Genomic DNA, 20,109 nt, shown 5'->3' with positions numbered 1-20,109 from the left:
ATTTGCCAAGACAGGGCCACCCTCATTTGCCGAGATAGTTCCAGGCGCTTGCGAACATTGGTAGTCCTATCGCGATCGCTCCCAAATCCACAGGGTGCCGTTCGCACCCCCTGCTACCAGGTAATTCCCATCTGAGGCGATCGCAAACGACGCAATCCCTTCCGATGCAACTTTGCTGCCTGTATTGCCCTGGGCATTGAGAGCGGCGATGGGCTGCCAGCTGGGAACGTGCCAGAGCGAGATCGCACCATCGACACCCCCGCCGAGTAAAAACGGCGCGTCGGGTACAAATGCGACAGCCATGACCTGCCCGTTGCGTCCGCCCAGCGTGGCAATCGGCTCGCTGGCGTTGGGGCGATCGCCGGTCGGCACCGCCCAAATCCTAACGGCTCCGTCGATGCATCCTGCAGCAACTAGCGTGCCATCGGGGCTGACAGCCAGTGACTCGACCGTATGCAAATTACCTTGCAGGTATCCAGTCGGCGCTAGCGGGTCGAGCGACCACAGCGTCAACGTTCCGGCACCGCCGCCGCTAGCCAACCAACGCCCGTGGGGTTCGAGGGCGAGGGCGTGGATAACCCCAGATGCATCGGCGCAACTATCCAGCAGACGCCCGTCCCAATCCCAGCTCTTAAGCGTGCCGTCATAGCTACCGCTGAACAACGACATGCCATCCGGCAGCGCTGCCAGAGCCCGGACCGAGCCCTGGTGACCGGTTAATGTTTGCGCTGCTGCAATTTCCAGAGTCGGCAGCTCGCCTTCGCACTGCCAGAGTTCGACTTCGCGGTCGAAGCTGCCCGTTGCCAGCAGGCGACCGGCCGCCACCGATCGAAAACCGCGCGGGCTTGTGACCGGCTCGGCAATAATTGCTCCCGAGGTTAGATCTCGAACCTGTAGCGTTCGATCCCAACTGACGCTGACGGCGAAGCGACCGGGCGCGATCGCCAACGCCGACACCACATCGGTGTGGGCGGGGAGGGTATGGCGGAGCGTCCAGGCAATGGGCGGTGAGGCAACCGCAGGTGGCGATGGATCCGGCGTCGACATGGGTTCCCTAGAAACAGCGATGCGAGTATTCTGCAGGCGTGCGATTTCGCCTTCAATCCGCTCGACGCGTCCGGGGAGTGCGGAGCGATCGAGGTATTGCACCACTTGCGACAGCGACTGCTCGACCGCGGTTAATTGCTCGCGCACCACGCGAGCGTCCGTGTCGCCGATGCGAGGGGGAACTGGAGCAGTTGCTGCCGCCAAGCGATCGTTCAGAAGCGCGATCGCCTGAGACTGCTGTTGAAGCTGCCGCCTTATTTGGTCGGACTGATGGCGCGATCGCTGCTCCGATCGCCGGCGGTTTGCCAACTCCAGAAACAGCGCTAGCGCGAGGAGCAGCAACGCAACTGGGGCGATCTGCACATCAACAAACAGCGTGCTGACAGCACCTACTGTTGCGGTCGCGATCGCCGCCAGTTCGGCAAGTTCCCCATTCATGAATCGCTGTCGGCCGGACACGGCAAGGATAGGGAGTAGTAAAGGTGTAAGAGAGCTAGGGGAGATGCAAACGATGATGCAGGATCCTCCCCGATTGGAAAGGTCACAACCTGAGAATGCGTCGTGCAATATTGAAGTAAATCAGGACGCCTAACACGTCGACCGCTGTTGTGATGAACGGTGCCGACATCAGCGCCGGATCGAGTCCGAACCGGCGGAATAGAAACGGCAGTGAGGATCCTGCCACTGATGCTAACAACGAGATCGCAATTAAACTAATCCCCACGACGATCGCGACCAACCAACTGCCCTGCAGCCAGGCTGCCCAGAGGGTGGCCACCGTTCCGAGAATAGACCCGAGCAGCAACCCCGCCCGCGCTTCCCGCAAAATCACTTGCAGGGGACCGAGCGCTCGAATCTCGTCGGTATTTAAGCCGCGAATCACGACCGTGGACGACTGCGCGCCCACGTTACCGCCCGTACCGGTTAGCAAGGGAATAAATGCGGCAAGCGCTACCACCTGTTGCAAAACGGACTCCTGGGAGCGAATGATCGTTCCCGTTACGGTGTTGGTCAAGAGGAGTACAAACAGCCACACTACCCGCCGCCGAGCCACGGTGACTAGGCTAGTTTGGAAATAATTGTCGCGATCGGACTGCACGCCACCGAGGGTGTAGATGTCCTCGGTGGTTTCGCGTTCGAGTATGTCGATGACGTCGTCCACGGTGACAACCCCAACCAAACGCGTTTCGCGATCGACCACCGGAATAGCCAGCAAATCGTAGCGCTGAATCAGGCGGGCGACTTCTTCTTGGTCGGTGTCGGTGTGAACGAAAATCGTGTCGCGATTGACGATTTCTGTCAGAGGGGTTTCCGGCGCCCTGGTAACCAACTCGCGCAATGAGACGGTTCCGGTCAGTCGGCGCGATGGATCGGTGACGTAAAGGTAATAAACGATTTCAGAGGCTTTATCCTCAGAACGAATGCGCTCCAAAGCCTGCTCAACCGTGAGGGTTTCCTTCAAGGAGATGTACTCCGGCGTCATAATACGCCCGGCAGTATCTTCTTGATATCCCAATAGCAATGCCGTTGCCTGCCGCTCGGGCGGGCTCATTTGCGCTAGTAAGCGACGAACCACCTTAGCTGGCAGTTCGTCGAACAGGCGCGCGCGATCGTCTGGAGACATCTGCTCCACCACCTCGATCGCATCTTGGCGCTTGAACTCCTCCAGCAAAGATTGCTGTACGGTCGAATCAAGATACTCGTAAACCTCGATTGCTTCGTCCTTACTCAGCAGGCGAAAGGCAATCGCCTGCATGGATTCGGGCAGTCCCTCAATTGCCTCGGCAATATCGACCGGCTGTACGGGCACGAGCAACAATTTCGCGCCCTGCAAGTCCCCGATATCGAGAAGACCCTGCAACTGGGCGCGCACGATATCGCGCAGCTCGCTTCGCGATTGGGTTTGAGCAGTTTTCGAAGAATCCAAGGCAAACCTGACACCGGGACTGTAGCTGTAAACAGTCTAGAGGGTGCCGGGGTAGACGTCACCGCATATGTAGGCATTGTTCCCAGCGATCGAATATCGTCACTGGCACTTGAGACGAGTCGTTCGCTGCTCACCCGGTGAAAGGTCTTGCCAGCGCCTGCCGGCACTCAACTACGCTCGATCGTCGGCCGCGCGCAACTTCTCCAGCTCTGCACGCAGCGCTACGACCTCGTCGGTCATCATCTGCAGTTCGGACTTCAGCCCGCCTGCAAGCGGCGTTGCTGGGGTCGGAACAGGACGCCCCTTCGACATCCCTTCTGACGTCGGAGGAGCAGCCGGTCCAGACTGCTGCTGCATCAGATTTTCTACGAAGCGACGGGCTTCGCGCTCGGTGAATTCGCCCTTGCCTTCCCATTCCTGTGCGCGCTGCCCCAGCTCCGCATTGAGCTGTGACAACAAACGCGAGCGTTGCTGCGGATCCTGCAGCGTTTCACTGAAAGTCGCAACTGCACCAACTGCAACCCGGAACCCCCGTTGGGCAAGCTGGAAAACATTCTCGAATGTGGAGTCCATAGATCCTCAATTGATGAGCCCATCGATGTCTGAAACCGTTTAGGCGATCGCATTAATTGTAATTCACTCGATGTTTGTGGGAGGCTGGCTGCAAACAGTTGGGCAAAATGTGTAAGAGGGATTTCGGCTGCGCTTATCGCTTACGGATAGGGTACAGTTCCTCATCAGGATGTCAAATATATCCGTGCGATATTCGTGAATGAACTCTGCATAAGAGCTTTATATGTAAATCCCAGCATATTAATGCCGATATCAAACTTCAAAATCAAATATCCGTTTTTTAAAAATTTGGATGCCGCTGCCTTAGCCGACAGACTAAAAGGGCTGAGGTGCCACCATCCCAAGCTTCATTCCCGATCGAATCAAGCAAGAGAAAGAGGTCGCCGCTGAGTCAGACTCTGATGGGGCTACTTCTCCAACCCCCATTCGTGCTTCAGGAACTCTTTATACATGTTCTCGCGCATCATCATCTGTCCGTAGAGCTTGACCAAGAACTCCTGGGCTTGCTCGCGGCTCATGTTTTGAACCTGCGACTCGAAGGAGCGGAGAGAGAACTTTTGTTCGAGGGATAGCTCCATAGTGGATCCTCCTGTGTTGGCGTAGTAAACGCTACGAGTGGAACGAGATAGCAGTCGAAATCTCGGACATCAACGCTGCCTTGCGAGGGTTAATGTGAAAATTGATAACAAACCCCTTACAAAACAGCCACTCTCAAAAGAGATAGACCCCGCGATCGCAACTACCGACCGAAACCATGAGTTGCGCGCCAGTATAACCAAGACAATCGAACTAAAAATGCTCAGCACGAACACGTCATGAGCATTTATACCCAGGCATGTCCGCCACCATTGTGACTGCAAGCGATTGCCAGCTGGGACCTGATATCGCGTGAGAGAGCATTGGCTGCTGGGTAGATGGCGTGGTAGGTTGGTTGAGGTGTGTTGTAGCGCTGCTCGCGTTTTCTAAGCGAGCTAGTTTGGAGTGCTATCGCTTTGTTGTAAGGCAGCCGCTACCACGACTGAAGGGTGGGAGCGGGGCAGCTTGTAGATGCTGCAACTAAAGGATAGTATTGGCGAGTTTTCTATATATCGTTCGGCGGGCCGTGTGGTAATGCCCGATTCAGCTTGAGTGCGTTACGGCTGATGTCTTAATGAACGGCATGTTACGGTAGAAAGGTTTTGCGAAGTTGGCAATTCATGTAAACGTCTGGAGGTAAGTATCTGATGTCCATCCGCTTATATGTGGGGAATTTGCCCCGAGAAGATGTAGAGCGTCAAGAGCTGCAAGCCACATTCGGCGAGGAGATTGAGGGACTCTCGGTCAAAATCATGAAGGATCCCAAGACCGGCAAGTGTCGCGGGTTTGCTTTCGTGACCGTTCCCACTGATGAGCTAGCAGATCGGTTGATCGAGAAATGTAACGGTCAGACGTTTATGGACAGCCCGCTTAAGATCGAGCGAGCAAAACCGCGCAGCAGTAAATCCGAAGATGCCACCGACGGCGACAGTGCGGAAACATCGACGGTTGCCGCACCCAAGAAGCGCAGCAGTAAGAAGCCGCGCGGCGGTCAAGGCAAGGGAGGTGCAAAGGTCGTAACGGAAGCGGGTCCTGTTCAACCCGATCCGCGTTGGGCAGGCGAACTTGCCAAGCTCAAGGAAATGCTTGCCGCTCAAACTACCAACTCTTAGGAGCTCGCCATCCAGTCAAGGGGTCGTTCCAAAGTTTTTTCGCGGGCAATAAATGCGGCTGGCATCCAGCTAGGTTTATCGTTGTACCTTATAAGTAAGAGCTTTTGGTGCACTGACCCTGTGAGATTGGTAAATAAGATTTCCTCCGAGGTGAACCGGGAGCAAAACACCTAAGGTAATGCTTACTTTAGATGCTTTCTCGCCGATTCCACTCTGCGAGTGTGCTTGAGCTCTTGTTATTTCCTTTTCCACGTTTTTTCCGAAATCGTTCCCAGCCAATGGTGCAAAAGTACCGGGAAGCAATTCGTAGTAGAGTTGGTTCCGTTGCTAGGCAATCGCACCAAAAAGAGGAAGTTTATGAGTCAGGCAGCCGATCCGGTCAAGGTCGTGAAGCAGGAGGTCGGCAAAGCAGCTGCCGATCGCGTGCGGTCTCATTCGATTGTGGGGCTGGGTACGGGCTCGACGACAGCGTATGCCGTTCAGTTTATCGGCGATCGCCTCAAGCGCGGCGAACTCGAAGATGTAGTTGGCATTCCTACGTCGTTTCAGGCAGAGGTATTGGCCAAGCAGTACGGAATCCCGTTGGCGACATTAGACGCAGTCGAGCGCATTGACGTTGCAATCGACGGAGCGGATGAAGTCGATCCCCAGAAAAATTTGATCAAGGGCGGTGGGGCAGCTCATACTCGAGAGAAAGTGGTCGATGCGGCAGCGGAGAGTTTTGTTGTCGTTGTAGATAGTGGCAAGCTGGTGAGCCGGCTCGGCGAGTCGTTTCTGCTGCCGGTAGAAGTTATTCCGATGGCCTTGGCTCCGGTGACGCGCGCGATCGCCAATCTGGGCGGTACGGCAGAGTTGCGGATGGGCGTAAAAAAAGCCGGTCCGGTCATTACCGATCAAGGAAACTTGGTTCTGGATGTCAAGTTTGACCAAATTGCCGATCCGGGCGAGCTAGAGCGCGCGCTCAACAACATCCCCGGCGTGTTGGAGAACGGATTGTTTGTCGGCGTTGCCGATATCGTTCTCGTCGGCGAGATCGTCGACGGGCAGCCTCGAGTCCGCGAGTTTTAATCGCAGCGAGGATTGCGATCGTCAAAATTTCTCTGCATGCTGGCTCGACCATTCGCTATGGTGATGGGCGTGGCTATCACGTTTTCGGTGTAGGGCGATCGCATCGCTTGCCGTTGCCAGCAATCCAGCCCTGCGCCATACGAATATCACCGATGCTTTATCGCCGCTTCGGTCGCACAGAATTACGGATGCCGGTATTCTCCTGCGGGGGGATGCGCTACCAGTTCAAGTGGCAAGATGTGCCGCTGGCAGACGTGCCGGCAGCCAATCAGCAAAATTTAGAGGCTACGATCCGACGGGCGGTTGAGGTGGGCATCAACCACGTAGAGACCGCGCGCGGGTACGGCAGCTCGGAGCTGCAACTGGGGCTGGTGCTGCCGCAGCTCGATCGCGATCGTCTCATCGTGCAGACCAAGGTGTCGCCGCAGGTGGACCCGCTGGAGTTCGAGCGCACCTTGAAGCGATCGCTGGCGTTTTTGAAGCTGGATTATATCGACCTGTTGGGCATCCACGGCATCAACACGCCGGAGTTGCTCGACCACGCGGTCCGACCCGGCGGTTGCCTGGAGGTAGTGCGCGAGTTCCAAAAGCAGGGCAAGATTCGGTTCGTCGGGTTTTCGACCCACGGACCGACTGACGTCATTTGCGACGCGATCGCCACCGATAGTTTCGACTACGTCAACTTACACTGGTACTACGTTTTCCAGGACAACTGGCGCGCGATTGAAGCGGCCCGCCGTCATGACATGGGCGTGTTTATCATTAGCCCCTCAGATAAAGGCGGTCGCCTGTACTCGCCACCACCGAAGCTCGTGGAGCTATGCCGTCCGCTGAGCCCGATGGCGTTTAACGATTTGTTTTGTCTCAGCCACCCGCAAGTCCATACGCTGTCATTGGGTGCCGCGCGCCCGAGCGACTTTGACGAGCATCTGAAGGTGTTGGCATTGCTCGATCGGGCCGACGAGCTGCTGCCGCCGATTGAAGAGCGCTTGGAGCAGGTAGCGATCGATACCCTCGGCGAAACCTGGTGGAAGACGTGGCACGAAGGGTTGCCGACCCCGGAGCAAACGCCCGGAAACATTAACATTCCCGCGATCTTATGGATGCGGAACTTGGCGATTGCTTACGATATGAACGAGTTTGCCGAGGCACGCTATAACTTGCTCGGGAATGGCGGTCACTGGTTTCGCGGGCAGCGTGCCGAACGCGTCGGTCAGCTTGACCTGCGCCCTTGCCTGACGAATAGCCCGCATGCCGACCGCATTCCGGCTCTGTTAGCAGACGCGCACCGCCGACTCGGCGGCAAGGCCGTCAAGCGTTTATCCCAGCAGTAGTAACTGCCTTGAGTCCAGCGTAGGTGCCGGGACGAGAGTTGCCGCGACCGGGTGGCCGGCGATTGGCAAAGTCGCTACCCTCGAAGGCGTTCGGACCCCGGTAAAATGAAATCAGCCTGTGATTGCTCCGTTTAGGCTGGATGCGAAGCAGTTGACGGTAGCATCAGCGCCGTTCTATATCTATCAAGTTCTATCGAGTGGATTTAGCTAGGACGCTATGGCGATCGCAATTTCCAGCGTGCGGGCAACCCCTTCACCGCTCACCACGATCGAGCGCCAGCGCGAGACCGCGCGCAAACCCTATCCCAACTTCAAAGTCATCGTGTTGAACGATGACTTCAACACGTTCGATCACGTTGCTAACTGCTTGCAAAAGCACATTCCCGGGATGACGCCCGACCGCGCTCGGAGCCTGACCGAGCAGGTACATTTCGAAGGGCAAGCGGTTGTCTGGATCGGACCGCAAGAGCCAGCCGAACTTTATCACCAGCAACTGCGCCGCGAGGGGTTGACAATGGCCCCGCTCGAGGCTGCTTAGCATGATGGGCAATCGCGATCGCGGCCGTCTAGTCTGGAATCATTCCACCCACGTGTCAGGGCTTATTCCGGTGCTGGAGCGATTGCTCGCGCGGGAGACAGCAGTGCGCACGGTAACGCCGGGTGTTATCGGGCGTTCGAAAGGACGCGTGCCTAAGTTGCAGTTGCGCGTATCCGTGCCGATCCGCGGCGGGTTTAAAGTCATTGCCCGCAGTGGCAAAACCGTGCAGGAAGTGTTCGTACTTACCGAGCTGAGCCAGCAAGCGTTGGAAGCGGCGTTGGCGCGATCGCTCGACAGCTAATGCAAATACCAACTCTCGCAAGTCGCGTTACCGGTGGCTTGCTGGGAGTCGTCGCACGTCTATCCCGTCGCACGTAGATTGGGAGGTCGAGGAATCGATCGGGGCGCGGTGCACCCGAGCAAGCTTAGTCGAGCTGTCCGATCCGCTCGTGCGTTCAGCTGCAGCCATTTTTGGGAGTGCTCTAAATTGCAGGAGTGCCGGGCAAGTTTGTTCTACGGCAATGGAAGAGAGCATCCGGACAATTCTCGGGGTGGAAGTCTCGATGCACCTTCATTTCAGGCTTGATGTGTCCGGACCAGCCCCTCAACTGCTATTGATGGCACTCGCTATGGGCAGCGTGGTTTTTTCGTGTCAAGCGTTGTTGCCGGGTTGCAATTCCCAAATTGCAACCGCCGCTTTGCCAGCCGCGATCGCACGAAGTTCGTTGGCTTAACGCAAAACTTCAACTTGCCCGACCCGAAGAAGATGATGGAGGCATTCCCCGCCAACTAAGTTTGCGGGAAAGTCACCCTCGCGTTTGGGAGTGCGGACTGATGGCAACCGCCATGCCAGCAGTTACGACCGCGTCCGCTGCGATTCTGCCCGCCGCGCTCGCGAGGCGGCAATGCCCATGATGCCCCTCATTCTCGGTTGCGTCCTCGCCGTAGCTGCCGACGTCAGTCTCAGATCGATCGACGACCGCTCCATTTTGGACATCAGTCTCGGGTCGATCGGCGACGTCGCGAATTTCGCCGTTTCGATCCTCTGCTACGTGTTGGGGTTTGAGCCTCAAGCTGCGATCGCGATGAGTCTGGTGACAGTGGGGATCGTCAGGGTGATTGGAGCGGTTCGCCACTAGCGTCAGGACAATGTCAACCTGGGCGTGGTAGCAAGCTTGGCGCTAGCCGCAATAGTTTGGGCTTTTCTGGGCGCGTGCTTGGCAGGTTTGCGTTGGATTATGGAAACCTTTCAGTTTGTTGCTAGGGGTTTTGTCGAGTATCTCAATCGTGTGGATTTGGGCTGGTGGTTGTCGGCTACCTTCATAGCAGCCGCCACCTATGGGATGCTTTGAAGTGCGAGGCTCGCACGCTCCATTGATGGGCAATACCAGCAGCGCGGATTTGGCTATTTCATCTTGGTCGGTGCGACGGTCGTCCCTTGCCGCGCTAACAATCTGCAACGGTAGGCAGCGGGTGCGGGCCGCGATCGCCAGCAGAGCGCCGAGCGGCGTCGCGCACTTTACCTAGATGGCACGATCCGCGAAATCTTCGCGAGATGATAATTTGAGCTATGTTGAGTGGAAGCACGACCGACCGAGCGATGCACCCCGACACCGAAATTCGCCGCTTGCTCGACTTAATGCCTGCCTCAGGCCGGATGTTGACGAAGATCGTCTCCAAGCCTCAGCAGTCACGAGTCATTGAGGTGCCTTTTCCCGGACCTTGGAACCGGGACGCTCGCCGCATTCAAATCAACTTCTCACTCTGGCAGCAGTTGCCGGAACCTCAACGCGACTTGCTGCTGTTGCGCGAAGTCAGCTGGCTGCTGAAGGTGCGCTGGTTCAAGCCGGACTTGTACCAAGGGATCGCCTTGGCTGGCGCGATCGCGAGCATTGCCGAACTGACACAAGGCGATGCAGTCGGAGTCGCTGCGGCGGCTGGGGTAACCGCACTCGCCGTCAACCGCATTTGGCGCGAGGCACGCGGTACGCGCTTGCAGATTGGGGCTGACGAAGCTGCTTTGCAAGTGGCGCAACGGCGCGGCTACAGTGCCGTGGCTGCCGCCGACCATTTGCTGAACGCAATTGCCTCGGCCGCCGAACTCGAAGGGCGATCGAGTCAGAACTTTGTGGAACTTATTCGCAGCCAACAGTTGCGATCGCTGGCCAATCGTACGCCCGTGGGCGTCCCCGATCGCGTTCGCAACGAGCTGTGAGCGTGCTGTAGGCATGCCCGAGTCCGAGCGAGTCAACGACCAGTCGATCTTGTCAGGAATTGGAGGAGCAAGGTTTCGTGAGTCAATTCACCCGTTCGACTGCCCCCTTTATCCAGTCAATCGCACACCCGACCGACTTTTCCGATAGCAGCGCTCGCGCCTTCGCCCATGCTCTGGCCATTTCCCTGGCCCGAGCGGCGGCGCTAACTATCTTGCATGCTAAGACCAGCCGCTATGCCGACTGGCGCAATGCGCCGTCCGTTCGCGGTACGCTGGAGCGCTGGGGATATTTGGAGCAAGGCAGCTCGCGAACAGATGTATTCGACCGGTTGGGCATTCGCGTCAGCAAGGTCGATGTAGGTGGCAGCAAGGCGATGGACGCAGTGGTGAAATTCTTGGACGACCATCCGACTGATGCGCTCGTGTTGGCAACGGAGGGTCGTAAGGGGCTGCCGCGTTGGCTGCACCACTCCTTTGCCGAGGAGTTGGCGCGCAAGACCCATACCATGGCGCTGTTTGTACCGCAGTCTGGCAAAGACTTTGTCAACTTGGCAACGGGGGACGTGACGCTCCGCCGCATATTGGTTCCGGTGGCGCGCGAGCCCGACCCGATGCCCGCACTCTTGCGTGCCGCGCGCGCCTACGAGCTGATGCGGGACAGGCCAATTACAGTTTGCGTGTTGCACGTGGGCGATGATGCCGAGATGCCAGACCTGAACCTGCCTGAAGTCGAGGGCTGTCAGTGGGAGCGCATTCACCGCAAGGGCGATCCGGTAGACGAGATCGTGCGGGTTGCAAGCGAGGGCAACTTCGACTCGATTGCGATGGCAACGGTCGGACACCACGGCGTCCTCGGCGCCCTCCGCGGGGGTACAACCGAACAAGTTCTGCACCGCTCGCCTTGTCCGCTATTAGCCATCCCGTGCAACTAACTCCGACTTACTCGCAGTCGCTCTCGGCCGATCGACAACAGCTATCCGTCGGCGGCTTGTTAGGTATTCAGAGTAGAGGGCGGTGCGATCGGTCAGTGCGAAAGCATTATCAGTCGCATGTGCCCCGGCAGTCGTGTGGATAGTTTGAGGTGCTTGAATGTCCCTGTCTAAGGTGCGCATCGTTCTGGTCGAGCCAGCTGGCGCGCGCAATGTTGGTGCGATCGCGCGGGCGATGAAGAACTTCGGGTTGCAGCACTTAGCGATCGTCGAACCTCGCTGCGATCCTCTCGGCGACGAGGCGCGACAGATGGCCGTGCATGCTGCCGACGTGCTAGAAGCTGCCCGCTGCGTGCCCGACTTGCCTGCTGCCCTCGAAGGCTGTCAGCGCGCGATCGCCACTACTGCCCGCGCGCGCACTGCCGCCATTGCCCTCGAACCGCCTGAGAGTGCTCTACCTTGGCTGCTCGATCCGGCGATCGCTGCGGCGGCGCTGGTTTTCGGACCCGAGGATCGCGGGTTGAGCAACGCCGAGTTGAACTATGCCCAGCGCTGCGTCGGCATTCCCACTAACCCAGATTACCCATCGCTCAACCTTGCAACGGCTGTTGCGCTCTGTGCTTACGAACTCGCTCGGAGCGCGCGCGCGACCGCTGCTGGCGATGTTCACCTGCCTGCCCCATCACTCCCCACACCTTTGCCGACTGAGCCCCCCGCAGATTTAGCTACTTTGGAAGGCTACTACCAGCATCTCGAAGCAGTTCTTTTGCAAATAGGTTTCCTTTACCCGCACACGGCCGCTGCGCGCCTGGAAAAATTTCGCCGCCTCTACGCTCGCGCTCAGCCAACGGCCGAAGAAGTTGCGTTGTTGCGCGGTGTCCTGCGTCAAACAGCCTGGGCGATCGCGCAAGCTGCTCGGCAGTCGTCGGACGACAGATCCTCCGACTAGCCCTGCCTGCGAGGGCTCGGGCGAGGATATGGCTTAGACTCGTGCACAGAATTGGGCAGGTGAGCAGGTGTTACCGCATTTCTCGGCAAAACTCGTACGCGGCGGCGGGCGCTCGTATTTCGTGACCGATCGCGGCGATCGTGTTCCCAGCGTGACGACGATTTTGAACGCGACCAAGCCCGAAGCCGATCGCGCGGCGCTGCGGGCGTGGCGACAGCGCGTGGGTGCAACCGAAGCCCAGCGCATCAGCACGACAGCCAGCCGCCGCGGTACGGGCACGCACAAGCAAATTCAGCGCTACCTACTCGGTCAATCGGTGGATTGCTCGGATGCGGTGCTGCCCTACTGGGAAAGCGTGCGATCCGTCCTGGACGAGCTCGATCGCGTCCAGCTTGTAGAAGGCTTCGTCGCCCACGCAGGTTACGGCTATGGCGGGCGCGTGGACTGCATCGCCAGTTTCGACGGCGTACCCTGTGTGTGCGAGTGGAAAACAGCCGATACGCCGCGCGGAAATGTGGAAAGGTTGCGCGATGCCCCGTTGCAACTTGCGGCCTATAGCGTGGCTGCCAACGAGATCTACCGCGACTACGGGTTGGAGGTGTACCACGCGCTGGTTGCCGTGGCATTGCCCGATCGTCCGGCGGAACTGTTCTGGTTCGATACCGATGCCCTCGGTCAACATTGGGATGCCTGGGATCGGCGCTTGCAGCAGTATTGGGAGCTCGTAGAACGGTGATACCGAGTCGCGCTCGGTCGTAGATGCAGTCAGCATTGCTACGCCGATCGATCGCTGGCCGCACGCACGAGGATGACAGTGCTGTCAATTTCGCGGGCGATCGCGGCGGGCAAGTTGCCGTGGAGAGCGCGCTGGAGGAAGCTCTCGCGGCTATCTCCCAGGAGAGTTACATCGCAGGCTTCTGTCGTTGCCAACTTAACGATTGCCTCGGTGACGGAGTGGGCGCGAATGGGGATGGCGGTGACGCGGTTGGGAGCGAACTGTTGGAGTTCCCGGGCAGCTGCATCGAGCGGCGACGAATCGAGATCGCTGGCATCGGGCGGAAAGACCTGACACAGCCAGAACTCCGGCTCCGGCGTCCAGCCGCTCAGCTCGGGCAGGAGTTCGAGGGCGCGTTGGGTATTCGGCCCGCCTGCAATCGGAATCAGCCAGCGCGACGGTCGCGCGACGGTCGCGGTCGCAGTATCCCCTGGCTTCACGAGCACCACATCACACGATGCGTGTCGCACGATCGCGGCCAGCGGACTACTGCTCGGTTCAGTCCCCTGCCATCCTCCCAAGACCAGCGAAATGTGGCGATCGCGGATTGAATTGAGGACCGTATGCGCCACGTCATGGGCAAGGCGTATCTCTGAGTGAACCGGTACATCCCACTCTAGCCCGATTGCCTCAGCCATATGCATCAGAGTGCGAGCTTGTTCGGTGGTAACCCGGGTGCGAGCGAGGTTTTGATGGCGCGGGACGGGAACGACCCGCAGGCATTCCAGTTCGGCACGGCGCATCCGGGCGATCGCGGCCGCCATGCGCATTAAGAACGGGGCAGTGTTGGGATTGGCCAGGGGTAGCAATAGGCGGCCGTCCCCCAACGCTGGCGATCGCGTTTGGTAGACCAGATAGGACGGCTCCGAACCCCTGAATCCGGTCTCTGTCGGCGGCAACTGAGAGCTGCGACGGCCGACTTCAGCGCGGATGATGTCGCTGCGGGTGATGATGCCCAACAGCTCGCGCTCGCGTGCCACAGGCAGGTGCGAGAGTTGATAGCGGTTGAACAAGGTCATCACTTCACTGAGGGACGCCGACGGCTGAACGGAAATCGGGCGGGCGGTCATCAACTGCTCGAGCGCCATCGTGCCCGGACGCGAGGCCAGCCGCGTGATGTCGGCTTGGGTTACCACGCCCACCAGCTTGTTGTCGGTCACGACCGGGAACCCGCGATAACGCGATCGCGCGAAGATGTGGCGCACGTCCTCCAGCACAAGGGCGCTAGAGAGCGTTTCTACAGGGGAGTGCATGATGTCGGACGCGTCGAGATTGTCGAGCAAGGTGTTGGCGCTAGCGTCGTCATCGAGGTCGATCCCTTGGGCAGCGAGCAAATATTGATACAGCGAGGCGCCGCGGACGCTTTCTCCGACTACGTAGGCGATACCAGCCGAAATCATTAGTGGTAAAACGGCGTTGAAATCTGCTGTCAGCTCGAGGACGATGACAATTGCCGTCACCGGCACGCGCACCACGGCTGTAAAAAAGGCACTCATGCCCGCCAGCACGTAGGTAAATGACGCGCCTTGTCCGGTCAGTGCTACCTCTGCGGTCCCAACTAGGTATCCCAGCGCCGCACCTAGAACCAACGCGGGAGCAAACAGCCCGCCCGGCGCGCCCGAACCGTAAGCCAATATGGTCAGAAGAAAGTAGGCAAAAAAGGCGATTGCCGTGATCTGCCAGTCGCCCTGGCCGAAAATGATAAATTCACGCAAGTCAGCTTGATTGTGGAACAGATTCGGCAACAGCGCGATGAAGCCGCCCGACACCAACCCAGCTAAGGCGATGCGCCATGGCAGCGATCTCCGCAGGCGGCGGTTGAACTCCAGCGCCTGCAGTATGCCGCGACTGAACAGCGTGCCCGCTACTCCCGCCAGTACGCCGAGCAGCAAGTAAAACGGAAGCTCACGCGTCTCGAAACTCGCTCGCAGACCGACTTCCATCAGGCGCTCGGGCAGCTGGCCGTCCGTCGCACCCAGCAACTGCGATACCACGCCACCGGTAAACGATGCCAAAATTGCCGTCTCTAGGGTCAGTCCGGACACGTCGCGCATGAGTTCTTCCACGACGAAGAAGACTCCCGCGATCGGCGTATTAAATCCCGCTGCTAAACCAGCTGCTGCCCCCGAGGCGATCATCTGGCGGCGGTGAACGGGTGAGGTAGGGACCCAAGCACTCAATTGCGCGGCGAGGGCAGCCCCGATGTAGACAGTCGGTCCGCGCCGCCCGAGGGTCATTCCCGAGCCGAGGATGAGAATCGTGCCGATCGCCTTGACGACTGCCTCGCCCAGTCCCATGGGCAGCGGAAACTGCGCGAGGATGGCTTTAACTTGCGGGATGCCGCCACCCGTGGCTTGCGGTGCGAGGTTCTCGACGATGACGCCTGCCAGGAAGCCGAGCATCGCTCCGGCCAGCGGTAGTGCGATCCAGCCAAAGCGAACGGCAGCCTGGATGCGATAGGTGCTAAGTAAGTCGACCCCCTCTTTGAGGGCCAGTGCAGCCACGGCCGACACGATCCCGATCGCGCAGGCTTCCAACAGGGCATAGCGGCGCTCGCCGGGGCGCAAGCGCAGGGACTGCAACAGCGCCCGCGACCGAGCGCGAGAGAGAAAGCGGCTCATAAAGCAGGACGAACGGGGCGATCGCTCATCCGACCGCGGGTGAATTTATTGCTCCCGCCAAGTTTACTCCCCAGCTGCACGAAGTTATCCGACGACAGAGAGCCCGGCGACGGCCAGCGAGGGCGTGTAGCAACTGCCGCTCCACTCGCCATCCTCGCCGATCGCGATGAGGTTTTCCAATGCTGAGTAAACGTTACCGGCTACCATCGTGTCCTTCACGCGCCCCACGATCTCGCCGCCGGCAATCCGGTAGCCGAGGTCGATATTGACCGAGAAGTCGCCGGAAATATCGGCACCACCACCCAGCACGCGGTCAATGAATAGTCCGTCACCAAGCTGCCGGGCTAGATCGACGAGCCTACCGCGCCCCGGCGCGACAATGAAGTTGACGAGCTGCGGGGTGGGCGACCGACCTAACCCCGGTCGAAATCCGTTACCCGTGCTGGCACATCCCAGGGCACGACCAGTTGCGCGATCGCAGTAAAACTGCTGCAACCGCCCGTTATCGATCGGTGTCAGGACTTGCGTGAGGGTCCCTTCGTCATCGACCGGACAGCTGGCAGGTCCGCACGCGGGCTCCTGGGTAACGGTGATGCCTGCCGCCACCACCTTGGTGCCGGATGCGTCGCTCCAAGGTGAGGAGCGCTCCCGCACGCGTTTGCCATCAAGAGCGGCTTCAACCGTGTCCCACAGCAATGGTGCGGCCCCGGCACCGAACGCGACCGGCACACGACCCGTCGGCGGCGCCACGTTGGTGGCGGCCCAATCCAGACGTTGAAGGATTGCGCGGGCAATTGCCTCGGCATCCAAGCAATCGCGGGATTGCTGCCCGTAATCGACCGCCAAGAAGTCATCGCCGCGAATCCACTCCACCCCTAATGAGCCGCTGAGGAGCGTTTCGGCATACTGGCAATCGAGTCCGGTGGAGTTGAGCAGTCGCGTGGTATGCCATTCACAGTCCCACTCGCTGCTGCAGATAACCTCGGGATAGGCATCGCGGACGATCGCGATCGCCTCCCGCCCTTGCTCGATTTGCGCTTCGAGCGGTGTCGGCGTGCCAACACTTGGAAACTCTAAGGGGGTGCCAACAGCTAGATCGGCTGGCTCGGGCTCGTTGAGTCGAGCCAGAGCCAGCGCGCGCTCCACCAGCCAGTCCTGTTCGCTCGGACCGCAGGCAACGGCCGTACCCGGTCGATCGTCGCGCCATACCCGCAGGACCGTGCCCGTAGATTCAGACGATTCCAGTTGCTTGAGGCGATTGGCTTCGAAGGCAACGGGCCGCGATCGCGACTGTACGTGATAGACCTCGGCGTGGGTCGCACCCGCTCGAAGCGCGCGATCCAGCAAGCGAGCGGGTGCGTCGTCGGCCATACAGATTATCGACAAGTGAAGGGACAGGGTTGCTATTTGGGGACAGCGTCTTCGGCGAGAGAGAGTCTTGCCGCACTCGGTGCGCTGGGTGGCGAGTCCCTCGAACTTCTCCGGACAACAGCTGTTACGGCTTGTGCTCGGATGGGTTGAGCGTCGACGCCGTTCTCATCATGCCTACTTGGCAGCGGTACGCGCAGCTGCCACCTCGATGCGAGTGGAAAATTATTGCCAGACCGGCGCGAGCTAGCCCGTTTTGCCGTGATAGAGCTAGTAGTGGGTGCGGTGGCGCTTGCGCTGCAGGGTCGGTAGCGGGTGCGGCGATCGCGCGGCCGGTAAAAAACGGCGGGGGAGCGGCAAGTCAGCGATCTGGCGAGTGCGCTGTAACTGCATCCAGCGGATTCCGAGCGCGCCGAACGCCAACATCGCTCCCAGGGCAAACAGTCCCCATCGCTCCCCAACTCCCCCGATGACGGCATCTACGGCTCCGACAATCAAGATGAAGCCCGTCAGCGGGTCTTTGCGATATGCCAAACGCCACAAGCGCGACGCAAGTCGATCCATGGCAAGTCTCGTGAATCCCTAGATATCTGGAATTGCATGCGGGCGGATATTCCCCTGTTGGTTCCAGCTTATCGCGCCGCTCCTGAGACTTACCGCAATCCCAGCCAAGTTAGCAACCCTTTGCCCGTGAAATACTCGATTGCCAGTATGACTGCAATCCCGATCATCGCCGCGCGACCGTTGAGGCGCTCGGCATAGATGTGGAAGCCGAACTTCGGCTCTGCAAGTGCTGGCGACACCGAAGGTTCGGGCGTAGGGATGTTCTCCGACGTTTCAGGAGGATCTGACATGACAAGTGCGTGCCGCGGGCAGGCGATCGACGACGGTCCTTATTCTAGTGTGGGTTCCGCCAAGCGCGGCAACCGCGCCACGATCGCGTCAAACTGCCCGGCTGCCAAGAGTGCCGTCCCGTAGGCTGCTTCTGAGTGCTGTGCTGCTGCGACGGGAACCTTTAGGTGGCGGGCGCGGATGCGCTCCCAAGCAACATTCAACGCGCCGCCGCCGGCCGTGTAAACTCGCTGCAATGGCGTCGCGCCCAGTTCCTGCAAGCGGCAGTATCCCAAGGTTTCGATGCGAGACATACTTTCCAGCAAACCGTGCAGAAACGCAACTGGATCGTCCGGACGCGGCTGAAGACGCGGCAGCAACTCGGGGTCGGCTATGGGAAAGCGTTCGCCCGCGCGCGGCAGTGGGTAGTAGTCCAACTCGCTGGGGTGCTCGGGGTCGAGGCACGCGCTGAGATCGCGCAGGTCGTTAGCGCTGAAGAACTGCTGCAGCACTGCCCCGCCCGTATTCGACGCACCGCCGGCTAGCCACAGATGCCCGAGCCGATGGCTGTAGATGCCGTATTGCGCTGCCTCCACCCGCCGCTCGCTCAGTAGCTTCAGCACCAACGTCGATCCGAGCGAGGTGACCGCCGTACCCGGCGCGAGTGCCCCAGCAGCTAGGAACGCAGCGATGCTGTCGGTTGTGCCCGCCCGGACGGTGCAGGCAGCCGGTAGATCGAACCGCAGCGCGATCGCCTCGTCGATCGGCGCAATTGGCGTGCCAGGTGCGAGTACGCGGGGGAGTAGCGTCGCGATTGCCAAGCCCTGCAACCAGTCGGGATAGCGCAACCGAGCGGGGTCGTAACCGAGTTTGAGCGCGTTGTGATAGTCGCTGATACCGAGCTGCCCGTGGAGGCAAAACTCCACCCAATCAGCTTGATGTAAAAACCAGCGGGTCCGCGTGAACTCTGGCTGTTGCTGCCACCACAGCAACTTCGCCAAGCTTGACGAGGCGCTTAGGACTGCGTGCTCGGGCGGCGCGATCGCGCGCAGTTCCGGCAGCACTGTTGCAGCCCGACTGTCGTTGTAAAGCAGCGGGTCGGCCAGCGGCGCCCCATCTGCCGCACAAGGCACCACCGTCGCCGACGTCCCGTTGCAGGCGATCGCGCCGAGATTGCATCTTACCGAGACTGGCAGATCGGCTAGGAGCGCTTCCAGCACAAGCTGCCAGTCTCGGGCTGAGGTTTGAGTGAGATCGTACTTGGCACCAGCCATGGCGCGGATGCTGCCAGCTGCTTCACCGGTTGCTACCACCGCGATCGCGCGCGCACCCGAGGTTCCGAAATCAATCCCAAGTGCTAGGGGGGAAGCAGTCTGGGTCACGAGTGCCTTCCAGTCCGAAAAAGCAAGCAAATTTTACCGATGCCTTACGCAACCTTATCCGAATTTGGCTGCCCTTAGAGATAGGAGTTTAAGTTCTACCAATATGCACAATGCCTATGACAGAAGAGTCAAACAATCCCGAGGAGTATAGGTTCGCCATCTGCCATCTGTCGCGTCACTTTCTAGAGTTGGGATGAACCCATATCTGCCCGGCAGCAACGTTTGATGAGAGCATTTGAAAAGCTCGCAATTGTATCTTGCACGTTCTATGAAGCTTGCAGGTAGATGATTGCCCGGTGAATTTGTGGTTCGAGCACTTGGCAGAACTTGAAAGCAAATGGTTCGAGTACGTCTAAGATAGTCCGACCCCATGTACTTGCAAATGCGAGCAGCTAACGCAACTGAATTTTGTCTGCATTCGTAACGAACTTGTCTTGTGGGCAAAGCCAGCCTATCCTAGCTAGACATCAACACGCCTAGCGAGACATGTAGAGGTTCGGATATGAAAAAGTTGCTTTTGGGGATCGCGACACTCGGCTTGGGAGTTGCAGTCCCGAAGCCAGCGATCGCAGCTCCTATCCAGTGCTACATCGATAATGATGGAAGCTATCAAGTTTGCGACCTGCAAACCCAGGGACCGTCACAGTTCATGTTGACTTGGCCAGACGGCGAGCGCACGGCAATTGTAGAAAATCAGACACAATCGGGCTCTTGGGTGGAAGTACGCCACATCAACGTTCAGGGTCAGTCTTATGGCGGTGGCGTTCGCTACCCTAAAACCCACTTCGAGCAAGGCGAGTGGCTTTGCTACCACGAGCTACCTGGCGGTCAGGGCAGCATCGACTTCTGCCTCACACCCTAGCC

22 protein-coding genes are annotated in these 20,109 nt (G+C 59.1%); 13 read left to right on the top strand and 9 right to left on the bottom strand.

Features of this window, described 5'->3' with window-relative positions:
• Window positions 1–66: 66 nt before the first annotated feature.
• The 4 genes from KR51_RS03880 to KR51_RS03865 all read right to left on the bottom strand — a co-directional run bounded on the left by KR51_RS03880 (window position 67) and on the right by KR51_RS03865 (window position 4,125).
• Complete coding sequence (locus KR51_RS03880; RefSeq protein WP_156914963.1) at window positions 67–1,506, bottom strand: WD40 repeat domain-containing protein; 1,440 nt, start codon at window positions 1,504–1,506, stop codon at window positions 67–69.
• Window positions 1,507–1,588: 82 nt separating this feature from the next.
• Window positions 1,589–2,974 carry a magnesium transporter gene (gene mgtE / locus KR51_RS03875; RefSeq protein ID WP_040655045.1) on the bottom strand — a complete coding sequence of 462 codons (1,386 nt, stop codon included), beginning with the start codon at window positions 2,972–2,974 and terminating at the stop codon, window positions 1,589–1,591.
• Between the two features lie 171 nt (window positions 2,975–3,145).
• The gene (locus KR51_RS03870; RefSeq protein WP_022605014.1) at window positions 3,146–3,547 is read right to left on the bottom strand and encodes a hypothetical protein; all 402 of its coding nucleotides are present in this window, start codon (window positions 3,545–3,547) and stop codon (window positions 3,146–3,148) included.
• A 407-nt stretch (window positions 3,548–3,954) separates the two neighbouring features.
• Window positions 3,955–4,125 (bottom strand): NblA/ycf18 family protein, encoded by a 171-nt coding sequence (locus tag KR51_RS03865; RefSeq protein ID WP_022605013.1) that lies wholly within the window; start codon window positions 4,123–4,125, stop codon window positions 3,955–3,957.
• Between the two features lie 645 nt (window positions 4,126–4,770).
• Between KR51_RS03865 and KR51_RS03860 the strand changes: the two genes are divergently transcribed.
• The 12 genes from KR51_RS03860 (at window position 4,771) to KR51_RS03815 (ending at window position 13,004) form a co-directional block, all read left to right on the top strand.
• Window positions 4,771–5,235 (top strand): RNA recognition motif domain-containing protein, encoded by a 465-nt coding sequence (locus KR51_RS03860; RefSeq protein ID WP_022605012.1) that lies wholly within the window; start codon window positions 4,771–4,773, stop codon window positions 5,233–5,235.
• Between the two features lie 357 nt (window positions 5,236–5,592).
• Window positions 5,593–6,303 (top strand): ribose-5-phosphate isomerase RpiA, encoded by a 711-nt coding sequence (rpiA, locus tag KR51_RS03855; protein ID WP_022605011.1) that lies wholly within the window; start codon window positions 5,593–5,595, stop codon window positions 6,301–6,303.
• A 152-nt stretch (window positions 6,304–6,455) separates the two neighbouring features.
• Window positions 6,456–7,637, top strand: coding sequence for an aldo/keto reductase (locus KR51_RS03850; protein ID WP_022605010.1), 1,182 nt, complete (start codon window positions 6,456–6,458; stop codon window positions 7,635–7,637).
• A gap of 217 nt (window positions 7,638–7,854) precedes the next feature.
• Window positions 7,855–8,175 carry an ATP-dependent Clp protease adapter ClpS gene (gene clpS / locus KR51_RS03845; protein ID WP_022605009.1) on the top strand — a complete coding sequence of 107 codons (321 nt, stop codon included), beginning with the start codon at window positions 7,855–7,857 and terminating at the stop codon, window positions 8,173–8,175.
• 4 nt (window positions 8,176–8,179) lie between these two features.
• Window positions 8,180–8,476, top strand: coding sequence for a DUF2103 domain-containing protein (locus tag KR51_RS03840; RefSeq protein WP_040655080.1), 297 nt, complete (start codon window positions 8,180–8,182; stop codon window positions 8,474–8,476).
• Between the two features lie 348 nt (window positions 8,477–8,824).
• Window positions 8,825–8,968, top strand: coding sequence for a hypothetical protein (locus tag KR51_RS19210; protein WP_156914962.1), 144 nt, complete (start codon window positions 8,825–8,827; stop codon window positions 8,966–8,968).
• A 25-nt stretch (window positions 8,969–8,993) separates the two neighbouring features.
• Window positions 8,994–9,314: a hypothetical protein gene (locus tag KR51_RS03835; RefSeq protein WP_156914961.1), complete on the top strand. Its 321-nt coding sequence runs from the start codon at window positions 8,994–8,996 to the stop codon at window positions 9,312–9,314.
• A 24-nt stretch (window positions 9,315–9,338) separates the two neighbouring features.
• A complete protein-coding gene (locus tag KR51_RS19205; RefSeq protein WP_156914960.1) occupies window positions 9,339–9,527 on the top strand; it encodes a hypothetical protein in 189 nt (62 codons plus the stop codon).
• Window positions 9,528–9,775: 248 nt separating this feature from the next.
• Window positions 9,776–10,390: a DUF3318 domain-containing protein gene (locus tag KR51_RS03830; protein WP_022605007.1), complete on the top strand. Its 615-nt coding sequence runs from the start codon at window positions 9,776–9,778 to the stop codon at window positions 10,388–10,390.
• Window positions 10,391–10,467: 77 nt separating this feature from the next.
• On the top strand, window positions 10,468–11,322 hold the full coding sequence (locus tag KR51_RS03825; RefSeq protein WP_022605006.1) for a universal stress protein: 855 nt from the start codon (window positions 10,468–10,470) through the stop codon (window positions 11,320–11,322).
• A 157-nt stretch (window positions 11,323–11,479) separates the two neighbouring features.
• Window positions 11,480–12,268 carry an RNA methyltransferase gene (locus KR51_RS03820; RefSeq protein ID WP_022605004.1) on the top strand — a complete coding sequence of 263 codons (789 nt, stop codon included), beginning with the start codon at window positions 11,480–11,482 and terminating at the stop codon, window positions 12,266–12,268.
• Between the two features lie 67 nt (window positions 12,269–12,335).
• Complete coding sequence (locus tag KR51_RS03815; RefSeq protein WP_022605002.1) at window positions 12,336–13,004, top strand: PD-(D/E)XK nuclease family protein; 669 nt, start codon at window positions 12,336–12,338, stop codon at window positions 13,002–13,004.
• Between the two features lie 38 nt (window positions 13,005–13,042).
• On the opposite strand, the gene KR51_RS03810 is transcribed toward KR51_RS03815, so the two are convergent.
• The 5 genes from KR51_RS03810 to KR51_RS03790 form a co-directional block, all read right to left on the bottom strand.
• On the bottom strand, window positions 13,043–15,664 hold the full coding sequence (locus tag KR51_RS03810; protein ID WP_022605000.1) for a chloride channel protein: 2,622 nt from the start codon (window positions 15,662–15,664) through the stop codon (window positions 13,043–13,045).
• An 84-nt stretch (window positions 15,665–15,748) separates the two neighbouring features.
• Window positions 15,749–17,035, bottom strand: coding sequence for a TldD/PmbA family protein (locus KR51_RS03805; protein ID WP_022604998.1), 1,287 nt, complete (start codon window positions 17,033–17,035; stop codon window positions 15,749–15,751).
• Window positions 17,036–17,302: 267 nt separating this feature from the next.
• Window positions 17,303–17,596, bottom strand: a complete 294-nt coding sequence (locus KR51_RS03800; protein WP_022604997.1) for a hypothetical protein — start codon at window positions 17,594–17,596, stop codon at window positions 17,303–17,305.
• An 89-nt stretch (window positions 17,597–17,685) separates the two neighbouring features.
• A complete protein-coding gene (locus tag KR51_RS03795) occupies window positions 17,686–17,886 on the bottom strand; it encodes a hypothetical protein (RefSeq protein WP_022604995.1) in 201 nt (66 codons plus the stop codon).
• 39 nt (window positions 17,887–17,925) lie between these two features.
• A complete protein-coding gene (locus tag KR51_RS03790; protein ID WP_022604993.1) occupies window positions 17,926–19,245 on the bottom strand; it encodes an FGGY-family carbohydrate kinase in 1,320 nt (439 codons plus the stop codon).
• A 502-nt stretch (window positions 19,246–19,747) separates the two neighbouring features.
• Between KR51_RS03790 and KR51_RS03785 the strand changes: the two genes are divergently transcribed.
• Window positions 19,748–20,107 carry a hypothetical protein gene (locus tag KR51_RS03785; RefSeq protein WP_022604991.1) on the top strand — a complete coding sequence of 120 codons (360 nt, stop codon included), beginning with the start codon at window positions 19,748–19,750 and terminating at the stop codon, window positions 20,105–20,107.
• Window positions 20,108–20,109: the final 2 nt, after the last annotated feature.

Source organism: Rubidibacter lacunae KORDI 51-2, from assembly GCF_000473895.1.
Lineage (GTDB): Bacteria > Cyanobacteriota > Cyanobacteriia > Cyanobacteriales > Rubidibacteraceae > Rubidibacter > Rubidibacter lacunae.
Note: the sequence above shows the minus strand (reverse complement) of the source record. Positions and strands in the feature narration are given on the sequence as shown.

Coding starts and splice junctions, on each gene's coding strand:
- KR51_RS03870 (WP_022605014.1), bottom strand. CDS start 3,547: ATGGACTCCACATTCGAGAATGTTTTCCAGCTTGCCCAACGGGGGTTC.
- KR51_RS03865 (WP_022605013.1), bottom strand. CDS start 4,125: ATGGAGCTATCCCTCGAACAAAAGTTCTCTCTCCGCTCCTTCGAGTCG.
- KR51_RS03860 (WP_022605012.1), top strand. CDS start 4,771: ATGTCCATCCGCTTATATGTGGGGAATTTGCCCCGAGAAGATGTAGAG.
- rpiA (WP_022605011.1), top strand. CDS start 5,593: ATGAGTCAGGCAGCCGATCCGGTCAAGGTCGTGAAGCAGGAGGTCGGC.
- KR51_RS03850 (WP_022605010.1), top strand. CDS start 6,456: ATGCTTTATCGCCGCTTCGGTCGCACAGAATTACGGATGCCGGTATTC.
- clpS (WP_022605009.1), top strand. CDS start 7,855: ATGGCGATCGCAATTTCCAGCGTGCGGGCAACCCCTTCACCGCTCACC.
- KR51_RS03840 (WP_040655080.1), top strand. CDS start 8,180: ATGGGCAATCGCGATCGCGGCCGTCTAGTCTGGAATCATTCCACCCAC.
- KR51_RS03830 (WP_022605007.1), top strand. CDS start 9,776: ATGCACCCCGACACCGAAATTCGCCGCTTGCTCGACTTAATGCCTGCC.
- KR51_RS03820 (WP_022605004.1), top strand. CDS start 11,480: ATGTCCCTGTCTAAGGTGCGCATCGTTCTGGTCGAGCCAGCTGGCGCG.
- KR51_RS03810 (WP_022605000.1), bottom strand. CDS start 15,664: ATGAGCCGCTTTCTCTCTCGCGCTCGGTCGCGGGCGCTGTTGCAGTCC.
- KR51_RS03805 (WP_022604998.1), bottom strand. CDS start 17,035: ATGGCCGACGACGCACCCGCTCGCTTGCTGGATCGCGCGCTTCGAGCG.
- KR51_RS03800 (WP_022604997.1), bottom strand. CDS start 17,596: ATGGATCGACTTGCGTCGCGCTTGTGGCGTTTGGCATATCGCAAAGAC.
- KR51_RS03795 (WP_022604995.1), bottom strand. CDS start 17,886: ATGTCAGATCCTCCTGAAACGTCGGAGAACATCCCTACGCCCGAACCT.
- KR51_RS03785 (WP_022604991.1), top strand. CDS start 19,748: ATGAAAAAGTTGCTTTTGGGGATCGCGACACTCGGCTTGGGAGTTGCA.